Source organism: Xanthomonas sp. NCPPB 3442 (genome assembly GCF_056725145.1).
On record NZ_CM161514.1, the window covers coordinates 2,875,834 to 2,890,173 of the forward strand.

At 65.1% G+C, this 14,340-nt stretch carries 12 protein-coding genes; 1 reads left to right on the forward strand and 11 read right to left on the reverse strand.

The genetic code is table 11. The features are described 5' to 3' along the window. Nucleotides 1–269: 269 nt before the first annotated feature. Nucleotides 270–2,681: a glycosyl hydrolase family 95 catalytic domain-containing protein gene (locus AC1POX_RS12520; RefSeq protein ID WP_372356223.1), complete on the forward strand. Its 2,412-nt coding sequence runs from the start codon at nucleotides 270–272 to the stop codon at nucleotides 2,679–2,681. Between the two features lie 100 nt (nucleotides 2,682–2,781). On the opposite strand, the gene AC1POX_RS12525 is transcribed toward AC1POX_RS12520, so the two are convergent. From AC1POX_RS12525 to AC1POX_RS12575, 11 genes are all read right to left on the reverse strand, one after another. Continuing rightward, a complete protein-coding gene (locus tag AC1POX_RS12525; RefSeq protein ID WP_031423002.1) occupies nucleotides 2,782–4,026 on the reverse strand; it encodes a glutamate-5-semialdehyde dehydrogenase in 1,245 nt (414 codons plus the stop codon). A 159-nt stretch (nucleotides 4,027–4,185) separates the two neighbouring features. Beyond that, nucleotides 4,186–5,340 carry a glutamate 5-kinase gene (proB, locus tag AC1POX_RS12530; protein WP_136732623.1) on the reverse strand — a complete coding sequence of 385 codons (1,155 nt, stop codon included), beginning with the start codon at nucleotides 5,338–5,340 and terminating at the stop codon, nucleotides 4,186–4,188. Between the two features lie 13 nt (nucleotides 5,341–5,353). Beyond that, nucleotides 5,354–5,614, reverse strand: coding sequence for a YciI family protein (locus AC1POX_RS12535; protein WP_008573390.1), 261 nt, complete (start codon nucleotides 5,612–5,614; stop codon nucleotides 5,354–5,356). Beyond that, nucleotides 5,611–6,909 carry an argininosuccinate lyase gene (locus AC1POX_RS12540; RefSeq protein ID WP_011347702.1) on the reverse strand — a complete coding sequence of 433 codons (1,299 nt, stop codon included), beginning with the start codon at nucleotides 6,907–6,909 and terminating at the stop codon, nucleotides 5,611–5,613. Before AC1POX_RS12540 ends, AC1POX_RS12535 begins: the two co-directional genes overlap by 4 nt. Nucleotides 6,910–7,082: 173 nt before the next feature. After that, nucleotides 7,083–8,033, reverse strand: a complete 951-nt coding sequence (gene argC, locus AC1POX_RS12545; RefSeq protein WP_029819574.1) for an N-acetyl-gamma-glutamyl-phosphate reductase — start codon at nucleotides 8,031–8,033, stop codon at nucleotides 7,083–7,085. Beyond that, complete coding sequence (locus AC1POX_RS12550; protein ID WP_008573396.1) at nucleotides 8,030–8,641, reverse strand: GNAT family N-acetyltransferase; 612 nt, start codon at nucleotides 8,639–8,641, stop codon at nucleotides 8,030–8,032. Before AC1POX_RS12550 ends, argC begins: the two co-directional genes overlap by 4 nt. A 5-nt stretch (nucleotides 8,642–8,646) precedes the next feature. Next, complete coding sequence (locus tag AC1POX_RS12555; RefSeq protein WP_014090341.1) at nucleotides 8,647–9,990, reverse strand: acetylglutamate kinase; 1,344 nt, start codon at nucleotides 9,988–9,990, stop codon at nucleotides 8,647–8,649. A gap of 44 nt (nucleotides 9,991–10,034) precedes the next feature. Beyond that, entirely contained in the window at nucleotides 10,035–11,135 is a 1,101-nt protein-coding gene (locus tag AC1POX_RS12560; protein WP_338334067.1) for an acetylornithine deacetylase, read from the reverse strand. Between the two features lie 5 nt (nucleotides 11,136–11,140). Further along, nucleotides 11,141–11,593, reverse strand: coding sequence for a GNAT family N-acetyltransferase (locus AC1POX_RS12565; RefSeq protein WP_136732626.1), 453 nt, complete (start codon nucleotides 11,591–11,593; stop codon nucleotides 11,141–11,143). 242 nt (nucleotides 11,594–11,835) lie between these two features. Next, entirely contained in the window at nucleotides 11,836–13,074 is a 1,239-nt protein-coding gene (locus AC1POX_RS12570; protein ID WP_031423013.1) for an argininosuccinate synthase, read from the reverse strand. A 51-nt stretch (nucleotides 13,075–13,125) separates the two neighbouring features. Further along, nucleotides 13,126–14,157: an N-acetylornithine carbamoyltransferase gene (locus AC1POX_RS12575; protein WP_008573404.1), complete on the reverse strand. Its 1,032-nt coding sequence runs from the start codon at nucleotides 14,155–14,157 to the stop codon at nucleotides 13,126–13,128. Between the last annotated feature and the right edge of the window lie 183 nt (nucleotides 14,158–14,340).

Genomic DNA, 14,340 nt, shown 5'->3' on the forward strand with positions numbered 1-14,340 from the left:
AGACAACTGGCTTGCGGGAGTGTCGAAGGTACCGGGTCGGCCACGCTGCGGCGCGCACGTGCTGCCGATTGGCGGCAAGGCAGCGCCTTGGTGCTGTCCTGAAATGACCATGCCGTGCGTTGCATCCCTTGCACGCCAGTCTTGGATAGGTGCGCGCAAGCCAGCACCAAGCCAACCCAACGTCATTGGCAGACCGGCAAATCGCACGCTTCCGCAGGCGCGGCAGATGCTTTACAACGTTTGATCCCACGATTGCAGCGACCGCTCGTATGCGCGATATCCCCTCACACGCCTGCGCCGACCCACACCGCCGCCGTCTGCTCACCCACCTCGGTGCGGCCGCGCTGTTGCCGTTGCTCGGCCGTGCAGGCAGTAGCGACGCGACCACGCCACCGGTACGCCCCACCCGTTCGCCGTTGCTGCCGCCCGAGCAGGCGCTGCGCCTGCCCTATGCGGCACCTGCCGCCGATGCCCAGCTGTTGCGTGAAGGACTGCCGATCGGCAATGGCCGGCTCGGTACGCTTTGCGGCGGGGCTCCTGCCTGCGAGACGCTGTTCGTTTCCGAAGGCAGCCTCTGGTCGGGCGGCAGCAACGCAGCGCTGCAGGACGATGGCCAGTTTGCGTATACCAAGGAAGATTTCGGCAGCTTCATGCTGCTGGCCAAACTGTTCGTGGAACTGGAAGGGCATGCGCAGGCGCAGGTGTCCGATTACCAGCGCGAACTGGACATGAGCAACGGCTGCGTGCGCGTGCGCTATCGCATCGGCGAGACGCGTTATACGCGCACGCTGTTCGCAAGCCACCCGGATGCGGCCATCGTGTTGCGCCTGGATTGCGAAGGCGCAGGCAGCCACCGTGGCCGCATTCGCCTGATCGATGCGCATGCCGGCGCCGGTCGCGCCGACGGCGACGCTGGGCTGCGCTTCGCCGGCCAGCTCGATAACGGCCTGCGCTATGCCGCAGCGCTGCGCGTGCACAGCGACGATGGCAGGCTCGAAACAGGCGACGGCCTCCTGCAGTTTCGTGACTGCCGTGGCCTGACCATCGTGTTGTGCGGCGACACCGATTACGCCGCCGATGGCGCACGCGGCTGGCGCGCCCCCACGCGCGACCCGCTGGCGCGGGCGCGCCACCGCGCACAGGCCGCCGCTTCAGTGCCTGCGGCGCTGTTGCTGGATACCCATGTCGCCGATCACCGTGCGCTGTTCGACACGTTGCAGGTGGAGCTTGGCCAGTCCAGCGATGCGCAGCGCGGCCTGGCGACCTGGCAGCGAATCCAGGCCCGCGCCGCGGCACCTGCGCTTCCCGACCCGGAACTGGAAGTGGCCTATCTGCAATTTGGCCGCTACCTCACCATCGCCGCCTCGCGCGATGGATTACCCACCAACCTGCAGGGCCTGTGGCTGGAAAACAACGACCCGCCATGGATGAGCGACTACCACAGCGACGTCAATCTGCAGATGAACTACTGGCTGGCGGACCCGTCCGGCTTGGGCAACTGCGTCGATGCGCTGACACGCTATTGCCTGGCGCAGTTGCCGTCCTGGACACGCATCACCCAGACCCATTTCAACGACCCGCGCAATCGTTTTCGCAATACCTCCGGCAAGATCGCCGGCTGGACCGTGGCCATTTCCACTAACCCGTTCGGCGGCAACGGCTGGTACTGGCACCCGGCTGGCAACGCATGGTTATGCGACAGCCTCTGGCAGCACTACGAGTTCACGCAGGACCGGGGCCAGCTCACGCGCATCTATCCGCTGCTCAAGGGCGCCTGCGAATTCTGGCAGGCGCGCTTGATCGCGATGGAGGTCACCGATGCAGACGGGCACACGCGACAGTGCCTGGTCGACGACCATGACTGGTCGCCCGAGCACGGCCCGGAAAATGCGCGCGGTATTGCCTACGCGCAGGAACTGGTGTGGACGTTGTTTGGGCAATATCGCCAGGCCAGCGCCCTGCTTGGCCGCGACGCGGCCTACGCCGCGACCGTCGCCACGCTGCAGCAGCGTCTGTATCTGCCGGAAATCAGCCCGCTAAGCGGCCAATTGCAGGAATGGATGTCCCCCACCGACCTGGGTGAAGCCCATCACCGGCACCTGTCGCCGCTGATGGGTTTATTCCCCGGCCATCGCCTGCATCCGGATCTGGGGCCGCCCGCGCAGGTGGAAGCAGCGCGCAAGCTGTTGGAAGCGCGCGGCATGCAGAGCTTTGGCTGGGCCTGCGCGTGGCGGGCGCTGTGCTGGGCAAGACTGGGCGATGCGGAGCGTGCTTATGCGCTGGTGCTGACCAATCTGAAACCCTCGATCGGTCACAGCAATGGCACCGCGCCGAATCTGTTCGATATCTACGATCTCAGCCAGCACGGCGACCCCACCCTTGGCGGGGTGTTCCAGATCGATGCCAACTTCGGCACCCCGGCCGCAATGCTGGAAATGCTGCTGTATTCGCGCCCTGGCCAGATCACGCTGCTGCCCGCACTGCCCAAGGCCTGGGCCGCGCAAGGCCGCGTTACCGGCCTGGGCGCACGCGGCGGATTCACGGTGGATATGGCGTGGCGCAACGGCGTGCCGACGCAGGTCAGCGTGCGCAGTGTCGGCGGCACCCGCACCCGCATTGCCTGGGGCGCCCAGGCGCACGACATTACGCTTGCACGCGGCCAAGTGCGGCGCGTGCTGTGAGCCGGCCCCGCAGGCCGGCAGCGCCTGCAGCATGACGCCGTTGCAGGCGGCGTCTGCGTGGCGGCCGTTGATGGGTGTTCGCTAGGGGTGCCCAGCGTTCCTAATGCCGCACCTGGCCTTCGCCACGCACCACGAAGCGCTCCACCGTCAGCGCTTCCAGGCCCATGGGGCCATAGGAATGCAGGCGTGTGGTGGAGATGCCGATCTCCGCGCCCAGGCCCAATTCACCGCCATCGGAAAAGCGCGAGGAGGCGTTCACCATCACCACCGCAGAGCGTAGCGACTGCACGAATCGCTCGGCGTTGTCGGCATCCTGCGTGGCGATGACTTCGGTGTGGTCCGAGCCATACTGGCGGATGTGCGCCAGCGCCGTGTCCAGATCCGGCACCACGCGGATGGCCAGAATCAGATCCAGGAATTCCGCGGCATAGTCGTCGTCGCTGGCAGCAGCGATGTCCGGCAGCACCGCCTGCGTCGCCGCATCGCCACGCAGTTCCACCTTGCGTTCGCGCAATGCCTGCGCGGCAAGCGGCAAGAAGCGCTCGGCGATGCCAGCATGCACCAGCAAGGTCTCCAGCGAATTACAGGCCGACGGCCGCGTCGCCTTGCCATCGATCAGCAGGCGCAGCGCAAGCTCCATATCGGCGGATGCATCCACAAACAGGTGGCACACCCCCTTGTAGTGCTTGATCACCGGCACGCGCGCGTGCTCGGCGACAAACCGGATCAGGCCTTCGCCACCGCGCGGAATCGCCAGATCGACGATGTCGCTGAGCTGCAGCAGTTCCAGCATGGTCTCGCGGCGCAGATCCTCGACCAGGGTCAGCGCCGCGTCCGGCACATTGGCCTCGCGCAAGGCCCGCTGCAGTGCGCGCGCAATGGCGGTATTGGAATGGATCGCCTCCGAGCCACCGCGCAGGATCACGCCATTGCCGGCCTTGATGCACAGTGCCGCAGCGTCGGCCGTGACGTTGGGCCGCGCCTCGTAGATCATCGCGATCACGCCCAGCGGCACACGCACCTTCTGCACGCGAATCCCGTTGGGGCGCACATCTTCGCGGGTGATCCGACCCACCGGGTCGGGCAGCTGCGCCACCTCGCGCAGTGCGGCCGCGATGCCGGCCAGGCGCTTGTCGTCCAGCGCCAGCCGATCGAGCATGGCACTGCCGGTGCCCTTGGCACGCGCGGCCTCCAGATCGCGCGCATTGGCGGCCAGAATCGCCGCGGCATCGGCTTCCAGCGCGGCCGCCATCGCGTCCAGCAAGGCATGCTTGGCCGGTGCAGACAATTGCGACACCACCTGCGCGGCATCACGGCATTGCAGAGCGAGCGTTTTGATGGTCATTTGGGAGCCGGGATTGGGGAGTCGGGATTAGGGATTGGCAAAAGCGGGCGACACGGTTTTATCACTACCAGGGGTCAGTCGCTGGGACGAAGAGGCAGAGGTCTAGGGACGCAGTGCACACGCTGTTGCGAATCCCAAATCCCAAATCTCGAATCCAGGCTACAACAGCACCAGATCATCGCGATGCACCACGTTTTCGCCGTAACTGTAGCCGAGCACGTTCTCGATCTCGCGCGAGTGGCGGCCTGCAATACGACGGATATCCAGGGCCGAATACTGGCTGACGCCGCGTGCCAGACACTGGTCGCCCGCGGTGTCGCGCAGACGAATCTCCACCATGTCGCCGCGACGAAAATCGCCCTGCGCGCCGGCCACGCCGCCTGGCAACAGCGAGGCGCCCTTGCCGGTCAGGGCCGCTGCGGCGCCGTCGTCGATGAGGATCGCGCCCGCTTCCACCGGTGCGTGCCGCAGCCAGTATTTTCGCGCAGCGATGCGCGTGCGCGCGGCGTGGATGCGCGTGCCACGCAGGCGGTCCTGCGCCAGGGCGCGCACCACCTCGCCACTTCGGCCGTTGAATAGATAGGTTTCGATGCCGGCCGCACCGGCCTTTGCTGCGGCTTCCAATTTGGTGCGCATGCCGCCGGTCCCCACGTTGCTGCCGCTGCCGCCGGCCATCGCCAGGACTTCAGGGGTGAGCTCGGGCACATCGTCGAGCGGGCGCGCCAACGGGTTGCTGCGTGGGTCGGCGCTATACAACCCATCGATGTCGGTGGCGATGAACAACGCGTCGGCATCGACCAGCGCAGCCACGATCGCGGCCAGGTTGTCGTTATCGCCCAGCTTCAACTCATCCACCGAGACGGTGTCGTTTTCGTTGATCACCGGCAGCGCGCCCAGCCGCAGCAACTCGCCCAAGGTGGCACGCGCGTTGAGATAGCGGCGACGGTTGCGCAGGTCGTCATGCGTGAGCAGTACCTGCGCCACCGGCCGCTCGAAAAAGCGCTGCCATAACGCAATCAGCTGCGCCTGGCCCAAGGCGGCCAGTGCCTGCCGCGCCGCGATCGGTGCGCCGACATCCGCCGCTTTGGGCAGGATGGCGCGACCAGCGGCCACCGCGCCCGACGAGACGATCACCAGCTCGCGCCCGGCTGCCAGATTGGCGGAAACGAACTGCGCCAGACCCAGCGCGAAGCGCGGGGACAGGCCACCGCCATCGGCGGCGAGCAGGCTGCTGCCGACCTTGAGCACCGCACGGCGCCACGGCGGCAGCGCCTGCTGGGTAAACGGCGACAACGTGCTGGCAGGCGTGCTCATGGCAATGGCGTCCTCAGTGCGTGTTCCACTCATACACGGTCAGTGCAGAGGCATCGCGCAGCACCAGCGGGTCGCGCGCAACGATCTGCTGCGCCTGTTGAAGCGTGGCCACGTTGACCAGCACATACGCGCCACCGCTGCGATCGCTGAAGCCGCCGGTCAGCTCGAGTTGCCCGGCGGCGCGCAATGCATCGAGAAAGTCCAGATGCGGCTGCACCACATCGGCGGGAAACCCCGGCTTGCGCAGCGCAAGCACCAGATAGCGGGTCGTCATGCGCGCAGCGCCTGCCAGCGCGCCTGCAGCACATCCAGTTGCAGGTCGGCTGCCGCACCGGGCGACACGCGCGCAGCCAGGCTGCCTTCCGGCGTGCGTCCCTGCCCTGCGGTCTCGGCGGCCTGCGCTGCGGCCTTGTAGGCCTCGCGGAACGGCACGCCGGCTACCGCGGCTTCCACTGCCACATCGGTGGCATACATGCCCGAATCGATGGCTGCGCGCAGTTTGTCCGGGCGCCATTCCAGATTGGCCAGCAAGGCCGGCAGCAGTTCCAGCGCTGCAAGTCCGCGGCCAAAGCCGTGCACGATCGCGCCCTTGCTGCTCTGCAGATCGCGGTGATAACCCGACGGCAGCGACAGCAGCTGTTCGATCTCGGTGCGCGCTGCCGCCACGCTGGCATGCGTTGCGCGCATCAGCTCGATCACGTCCGGGTTGCGCTTGTTCGGCATGATCGAACTGCCGGTGGTGTATTGGGCCGGCAAGGCGACAAACGCGAATTCGCCACTGGTGAACAGCGACAGATCCCAGGCGATGCGGCGCAGATCCAGCGTGGCGCTGCCGAGCGCTTCGAGCGCGGCCAGTTCGTACTTGCCGCGCGAAAGCTGGGCGTAGATCGGCGAGACCAACAGGCGTGCAAACCCCAGTTCGGCGGTGGTATGCGCACGATCCAGCGGCAGATTCACGCCATAGCCTGCGGCGGTGCCGAGCGGGTTGCTGTCGACCAAACGGACGGTGTCGTCGGCGCGCACGGCGTTGTCGATGAACGCTTCCGCCCAGCCCGCCCACCACATCCCGGCCGAGGACACCACCGCCCGTTGGATGTGCGTATAACCGGGCACCGGCAGCCCGGCCTCGGCCTGTGCGCGGTCCAACGCCACCTTGGCGATCTCCGCGCTGAGCGTGGCAACGCGCTGCAATTTGTCCTTCAGCCACAGCCGCGTGGCGACCAGGATTTGGTCGTTGCGGCTACGCCCGGTGTGGATCTTGCGGCCTGCATCGCCCAGACGCTCGGTCAATCGCGCTTCGATGGCGGAGTGGCAATCTTCGTATTGCGCATCGAGCACGAAGGCGCCGCTGCGAAAATCGGCGGCCAGCAGGTCGAGCTGTTCGCTCAAGCCGCCCAGCTCCTGCAACGACAAGATGCCGATGTGCTGCAGCCCCTGCGCATGCGCCTTGCTGGCAGCGATGTCGTACAGGAAGAATTCGCGATCCAGGATCACATCGTCGCCGGCCAGGAAACTCTGGATCTTGGCGTCAACGGCAACGCCAGGTTTTTGCCACAACAGATTGGTCATCGGAAAGCGTCTCGAGTAAGTCGTCCAGTTTCGATCCCCGCACATGGATGCGCGGGCTGTTGCGAGGAACTCGCTTCGTTGAATCCCCGCACATGGATGCGCGGGCTGTTGCGAGGGACTCGCTTCGTTGAATCCCTGCACATGGATGTGCAGGCTGTTGCGAGGGACTCGCATCAACGCATTGCCATCAACTCGTCCCAGCCCAGCGCAAGGTTGAGGTTTTGCATCGCCTGCGTTGCCGCACCCTTGAGCAGATTGTCCAGCGTCGCCACCACCACCACGCGCTTGTTGCCGGGCGCCAGCGTTACTCCGCCAATCTGCACACCGTGCTTGCCGGCGATGCGGCTCACCCAGGGCGCCTCGTCGACGATTTCGATCAACGGCTCGTCGGCATAACGCTGCGTATAACGCGCCTGGATCTGCTCGCGCGTCAGCGGCTGCTGCAGCCACAGGTTGACGGTCATGGTGATGCCGCGGAAATGCGGCGCCACGTGCGGCATGAACTCCACCGGCACGCCAAGCTGCGCAGACACCTCGCGCTCGTGCATGTGGTTGGTCAGCGCATACGGCATAACGTTATTGGAGAGCAACGCAGGATTGTTCTTGTCCGAAGGCGTGGTACCCGCGCCCGAATACCCGGAGACACCGAAACACTGCGGTGGCCCGGCCAGCTGGTCGAGCAGTGGCGCGATGGTCAGCTGCATCGCGGTGGCATAACAGCCCGGGTTGCTGATACGTTTTTGCCCGGCGTAACTGCCGCGCGTCAACTCAGGCAAGCCGTAGTACCAGGCCGGATCGAAGCGATAGTCGGCCGAAAGATCGATCACCAGCGTCTGTGGCGCTGCCGCGTCGATCGCGGCGACAAAGGGCTCTGCCTTGCCATTGGGCAGCGCCAGGATCACCACGTCGGCCGCCTTGGCGGCCACCGCGTCGGCATCCAGGTTCTCGTAGCGCAGCTGGCCCTGGTAGGCATCGTTATGCTCGGCCACGGGCTGCCCGGCCAGCTCGCGCGAGGACACGAAGCTCAAGTGCAGCTGCGGATGCGCCGCCACCAGTTTGATCAATTCCGAGCCGGTATGCCCGCGGGCGCCGACAATGCCGATGGTCTTTTGTTCAACAGTCATGCGTTTGCTTCCAGGCGGAACTGCAGGTGGCGTTTGACCCCGGCCCATTCCGTATCGATGATGGAAAACACCACGGTATCGCGCGGCGTACCGTCGGCGTGGCGGGCGTGGTTGCGCAGCACGCCGTCCTGTTTTGCACCCAGCCGCGCGATCGCCGCGCGCGAGGTATGGTTGAACCAGCTGGTCTCGAACACCACGCTCAGGCACCCCAATGTTTCGAAGGCGTATTGCAGCAGCATCAGCTTGGTTTCGGTGTTGACGCCGCTGCGCTGCACGCGTGGTGCGTACCAGGTGTAGCCGATCGACAGCCTGGGCACTGCGGCATCCAGCGCGTAGTAGCGCGTGCAACCGACGATGTCGCCGGCCGCATCGCGCACCACATATGGCAACGCCGCGCCATCGGCGCAGGCGGCCAGGGCCGCAGCGATATACGCCTCGACCTGCTCCGGTGCGGGCACGCTGGTGTACCACAGCCGCGATAGCGCGCCGTCGCCCACCACCTCACGCAACCCATCGGCATGCGCTGTCTGCAGCGGCTCCAGGCTCGCATGCCGTCCACGCATGTTCGGCTGCTCGCGCCAACGTGCTGGCAAGGTGACGACGCTCATCGCAGTCAGCCCAGCAAGGTCGGCTGACGCGTCGCGCAGTGCGCAACGCAATGCTGGATCTGCTCGAAGTTTTCCAGCCCGTACCAGAACACCTTCCACTTCTCCTGCTTGATGCAACCGTCGGATTCGGCGTAGTAAAAGATATTGACCTGGTTGTTATGGCGCGAGCGCCAGAACAGCTGCGGGGTCTCTTCGCGCATCACATTCCATACCGCCCGGCCAAGACCTTCGCCCTGCGCATCGTCGAGCACGGCGAACTTGTCCAGATAGGTCAGCCTGCCCGCACCGAACTGGCCTTCGTCGGTCAGGATCACCGCCGCGCGGTAGTTTTCGCTGACATACGCGCGCAGCAACGTGGTGGTCTCGAAATACTCCGGCACCAGCGTGCGGCCGAAGCTGGATTCGATCAGCGACTTCAGGCGAGGCAGATCCAGTTCGTCCCAGGAGGTGGCGCGCAGCACGCGCTCGCCGCGCCGCACCAGCGTACCCGAGCCCTTGTGGGTGAACAGCTCCTTGGCCAGGTCCGACGGCCGGGTGATCGACACCGACGATTCCAGCGGCAGGCGATCGAGCAAGTCCTTGATCTGCTCGATCTTCACCCGCATGCCGCCGTTGATCCACGGCTGCTGCATCAGGTGGTCGAACTCGGTAGACAGGTTGATCGAATCGATCAACTTGCCATCGGCATCCAGCAGGCCGCCGGTGCCGGTGAGAAAGATGATCTTGTACGGCTGCAGCTCCTGCACCAACTCGTTGGCGGCAAAATCCGCATTGACGTTGAGGATCTGCCCGCTGGGCGTTTCGCCCAGGCTGGTGATCACCGGGATGGAGCCGGCCTGCAGACTGGCTTCGATCGGCGCCAGATTCACCGCCTTGACCTCACCGACCAGGCCGTAGGTGTCGCGATCCAGATACTCGGCCTCGAACACGCCACCGGTGATCGAGGTCGCACGCGCGCCGTTTTGCTGCAGCGCTTCCACCAGTTTCAGGTTGGAGGCCTGGAACACCTTGCGCACGATCGCCAAGGCTTCGGGCGAGGTCACGCGCAGTCCGTTGACGGTGTGCTTTTCGATACCGGCGGCGGCCAGCTCTGCATCCAGCTGCGGGCCGGCGCCATGCAGCACGATCGGGGTCAGCCCAACTTCCTGCAGGAACGACAACGACGAGGTCAGCGCGTCCAGATCGTCGCGCAACACCGCGCCCCCCACCTTGACCACCGCAAAGCGCTTGGCATCGAGCTGCGAAAACCGCTTGAGGTATTGGCTGATTTCCTTCGCGCTGGCCATGCTGGAGAGCAGGCGCACGATGGTCTGGCGGGTTTGTTTGTGGGGTTGTGCGGAAGGGGACATTGCCGTGTTCGAAAGAGGAAAGGGAGCGCCAGGCGCGTGTCGGTTCAATGCGAACCGTTGATGATGCGATGGACCGATTCGGCGTAACCCTGCAACTGCGCCAGCGTCACGAATTCGTCGGCGGTGTGCGCCTGGGCGATGTCGCCCGGACCATACACCAGCGCGGTATAGCCGCCGGCCGAAAACAGCGAGGCCTCGGTCCAGAAGTCCACTGCGTTGCCGATCGGCAGGTCCAGCGCATCGGCCACATCGCGTGCGGCCAGGCGGCGTTCTTCCGCGCGTGCGATGTCGCCCGACGGCAGGCTCGGCCCGCGGAAGGTTTCTTCGAAATGCGCTGCCGCCGGTTCGGCGAAGCCGGCAAAGCTTGCCAGCAGTCCATCCACGTCCATCGACGGCAACGGACGAAAGCCGAAGCGCACTTCGGCTGCCGGCGCGATCATGTTGGCCTTGATGCCCCCCTCGACGCGGCCGATGTTGAAGCGCAATCCGGTCAACCCGCCGAAGCGCGCATGCGCCAGCGATTGCACATGGTCCAGGGCATTTGCGCCCCAGCGCATTGCCTGATGGAGCGCGCTGGCCGAGGGATCCTGCTTGCCCGATGCATGCCCTGCGCGCCCGGCAAACCGCATCAGCACCGAACTGATGCCACGATGCGCCAGCACCGCTTCGCCCATGGTCGGCTCGGCCACCAGGACAGCTTCGTACGGCACGCCGCGCGCCAGGAACGTGGCGATGCAGCGCGGATCATTGGCCTCTTCGTCCGAAGAAAACAGGAACGCGGCATCGCCGTTACCGGCATTGGCCGCGGCAACCAGCGCCGCCGCCGCGCCCTTGATGTCGCACACGCCCAGGCCCACCACGCGGTCGTCCAGGCGCCGCATCGCGTGCGGGTCGGCGCTCCAGTGCGGCGAATCCGGCACGGTATCCAGATGCACGTTGAACAGGTACTTCGGCGTGCCGCGCACCGCGTACAAGCTCACCGCCCCTGCACCGTGATCGACCACCTCGACCTGGAACCCCGGCAGCTGCGCGCGCAGATAATCGAAGATGCCGCCTTGCGCGGCAATCGCACGCGGCGGATTGCGGGTGTCGAATGCCACCAGCGCCTGCAGGTGGTCGAGCGTGGAGGTGAGCAGGTCAGTCATGTGGGTCAGGCAGCCGTGGTGGTGGTGCGGTAGAGATCGGGATAGGCGATTTCCATCAACGCCTGCGGCCGTGCCGGCGCGGCGAAGCCGTGCTGTGCGTACAGCGCATGCGCATCGGAGGTGGCGAGCATGAAGCGGCGAAGACCTTGCAGATGCGGATGGGCCATCACTGCTGCCACCAGTTGCTTGCCATAGCCGCGCCCACGGTATGCATCGAGCACGAACACATCGGCGAGATAGCCGAAGGTGGCACCGTCGGTGATCACGCGCGCGAACGCCACCTGCCCTACGTCCGCGCAATAAGCGCCGAAACACAGCGAGCCGGCGATCGCCCGCTGCACCGTGTCCAGCGGGATGCCCAGGCACCAATAGGCCTGCTCGCTGAGGAAGCGATGGATCAACGGCAGATCGAGTTCCTGCTTGTCGGTACTGATGCGTAATGCGGGCATGGGTTCCATCGCAGTGGCCCTCTTCTCCCACCGGGAGAAGGTGCCCCGAAGGGGCGGATGAGGGGCGCCTCACGAAACTTCGCGAAGCAACCAGGTCGAACGCGTCGCCACGCGCCCAGATGGAGAACGATGGAGGCAATGCTGCAGTAGTTCCCCATGACTGGCGCGTGGCGACGCGTTCGTCATGATCGATCTTGGAGGTTTCTGCGGCACCCCCAAGCCCCTCTCCCCGGGGGGAGAGGGGCTTTTGCTCAGCGGTTGACCTGCGCGTACAGCGTCGAGCTCATCCCGAACAGCTTGATGAAGCCTTCCGCTTCTTCCACGCCCCAGTCGGCCGATTGCGCGTAGGTCGCCCCCTTGGTGTTGAGCAGGTGCGGCGAGCGTACCGCCACCGCATCGACGCGGCCGCCGCGGGTTTCCAGCGTCACCTCGCCATTGACCTTGGACTGCGAGGACTTCAGGAACGCCTCGATATCGCTCTTGAGCGGGTCGTGATAGAAGCCTTCGTACACCAGCTCCACCCATTTGCGCGCCACGTCCGGCTTGAAGCGATTCTGCTGCTTGGTCAGCACCGCATCTTCCAGTGCACGGTGCGCGGTGAGCAGCGAAATCAGGCCCGGCGCTTCGAACACGATGCGGCCCTTCAACCCGATCACGGTGTCACCGGTATAGACGCCGCGGCCCACGCCGTATTGCGCAAACAAGGTGTTGAGCTTGGCCAGGATCTTGGCACCCGGCAGCGGCTTGCCGTCCAGTTCCACCGCTTCGCCTTCGACGAACTTCAGCGTCACCGTCAACGCCTCGCTCGGCCAAGCACTGCGCGGCGCGCACCAGCCGCGCGCGCCCTCGCCCGGCGCTTCCCAACGATCGATCTCGCCGCCGGACATGGTCAGGCCCAGCAGGTTCTCGTTGATGGTGTAGGCCTGCTGTTTGGCACGCACGCCGAAACCACGCGCTTCCAGATACTTCTGCTCATAGGCGCGGGTCTGGGTGTGCTCTTTCTGGATCTCGCGGATCGGCGCCACGATCTGGTAGTCGCCCAGCGCCTTCACTGCCAGGTCGAAACGCACCTGATCGTTGCCCATGCCGGTGCAACCATGCGCAATGATGCGCGTGCCCAATTCTTCGGCACGCTTGAGCGCAGCATCCACGATCAGGTAACGGTCGGACACCAGCAACGGGTACTGGCCCTGGTACCCCTCGCCCGCCCACACGAACGGCTTGACGAAGCCTTCCCAGATCGCCGGGCCACCGTCCACGGTGACGTGGCTGGCCGCGCCCAATTCGGCGGCGCGCTTCTCGATGAACTCACGCTCTTCGGCATCCACACCACCGGTGTCGGCAAACACGGTGTGCACCGCATAGCCGCGCTCCTGCAGATACGGAATGCAGAAGCTGGTGTCCAGACCACCGGAAAACGCGAGAACGATGTCCTTGGTGCCGGGAGTCGGGATTCGGGATTCGGGATTGGTGGAAGCAGCGCTCATCATTGTTCCTTAGTACGTAAATGTGGGGGCCAAGTGTGTTGCTGTTGCGATTCTCTAATCCCGATTCCCGATTCCCGCTTGCGAAGCAAGCGCCGCCATGATCGCCTTTTGCACATGCAGCCGATTTTCGGCTTCATCGATGGCGATGCAGTTGGGCGAATCCATCACCGCATCGGTCGCCTTGACGTTGCGGCGCAGCGGCAGGCAGTGCGAGAACACGCCGTTGTTGGTCAGCGCCATCTTGCGTTCGTCGACGATGAAATGCTGGTACTGGTCGCGGATCGGCTTTTCTGGTTCCCAGTTGCCGAAGAACGGCAACGCACCCCAGCTCTTGGCGTAGACGACATCGGCGCCGGCGTAGGCGCTGTCGATGTCATGGCTGACCTGCAGCGAGCCACCGCTTTCGGCCACGTTTTGCGCGGCCCAGTCCATGTAGCGCTGATCCAGGATGTAGTCCGGCGTCGGGCACAGTAGGGTCACGTCCATGCCCATGCGCGTGGCGATGGTCAGCGCCGAGTTGGCCACCGCTGTGTTCAGCGGCTTGGGGTGGTAGGTCCAGGTCAGCACGTACTTCTTGCCACGCAGATCCTGGGTACCGAAGTGTTCCTGCAGCGCCAGCGCATGCGCCAGCTCCTGGCATGGGTGGGTGATGGTTTCCATGTTGATCACCGGCACCGGCGAATACTTGGCAAAGCTCTTGAGCACCTGGTCTTCGCGGTCCTTGGACCAGTCCACGAACTTCGGAAACGCGCGCACGCCGATCAGGTCGACATAACGCCCCAGCACGCGCGCCACTTCGGCGATGTGCTCTTCGGTGTCGCCGTCCATGACCGTCCCCAGATTGAACTCGATCGGCCACGCATCCTTGCCCGGCTGCAAGACCACCGCATGCCCGCCCAGTTGGAACGCGCCCAGCTCGAAGCTGGTACGGGTGCGCATGGACGGGTTGAAGAACACCAGCGCAATCGACTTGCCCTTCAGCTCGCTTCCCAGCTTGTTGCGTTTGAACAACGCGGCCTGGGTCAACAGCGCGTCCAGCTCGGCGCGGCTCCAGTCCTGGGTGTTCAAGAAGTGCTTCAGTGACATCGATCGATCCTTTGCTGCGTGCTACTGCTGCGTTGGTCCGCCAGGAGCGACGGGGTGCGCGACATGCGCGTTTCTTGCCGTTGAAACTTTTGTGACGCCAAAACGAAAAAACCCAGCCTGGGGGCTGGGTCTTCAACGTCGGAACAGCAAACGCCCCGGCTTACCCAGCGAAAATGTGGGATT

Excerpts from the sequence above, each read along its gene's own strand:
- AC1POX_RS12540 (WP_011347702.1), bottom strand. The coding sequence starts at position 6,909 with ATGACCAATCTGTTGTGGCAAAAACCTGGCGTTGCCGTTGACGCCAAG.
- AC1POX_RS12535 (WP_008573390.1), bottom strand. The coding sequence starts at position 5,614 with ATGACGACCCGCTATCTGGTGCTTGCGCTGCGCAAGCCGGGGTTTCCC.
- AC1POX_RS12565 (WP_136732626.1), bottom strand. The coding sequence starts at position 11,593 with ATGGAACCCATGCCCGCATTACGCATCAGTACCGACAAGCAGGAACTC.
- AC1POX_RS12575 (WP_008573404.1), bottom strand. The coding sequence starts at position 14,157 with ATGTCACTGAAGCACTTCTTGAACACCCAGGACTGGAGCCGCGCCGAG.
- argC (WP_029819574.1), bottom strand. The coding sequence starts at position 8,033 with ATGACTGTTGAACAAAAGACCATCGGCATTGTCGGCGCCCGCGGGCAT.
- AC1POX_RS12555 (WP_014090341.1), bottom strand. The coding sequence starts at position 9,990 with ATGTCCCCTTCCGCACAACCCCACAAACAAACCCGCCAGACCATCGTG.
- AC1POX_RS12525 (WP_031423002.1), bottom strand. The coding sequence starts at position 4,026 with ATGACCATCAAAACGCTCGCTCTGCAATGCCGTGATGCCGCGCAGGTG.
- proB (WP_136732623.1), bottom strand. The coding sequence starts at position 5,340 with ATGAGCACGCCTGCCAGCACGTTGTCGCCGTTTACCCAGCAGGCGCTG.
- AC1POX_RS12560 (WP_338334067.1), bottom strand. The coding sequence starts at position 11,135 with ATGACTGACCTGCTCACCTCCACGCTCGACCACCTGCAGGCGCTGGTG.
- AC1POX_RS12520 (WP_372356223.1), top strand. The coding sequence starts at position 270 with ATGCGCGATATCCCCTCACACGCCTGCGCCGACCCACACCGCCGCCGT.
- AC1POX_RS12570 (WP_031423013.1), bottom strand. The coding sequence starts at position 13,074 with ATGATGAGCGCTGCTTCCACCAATCCCGAATCCCGAATCCCGACTCCC.
- AC1POX_RS12550 (WP_008573396.1), bottom strand. The coding sequence starts at position 8,641 with ATGAGCGTCGTCACCTTGCCAGCACGTTGGCGCGAGCAGCCGAACATG.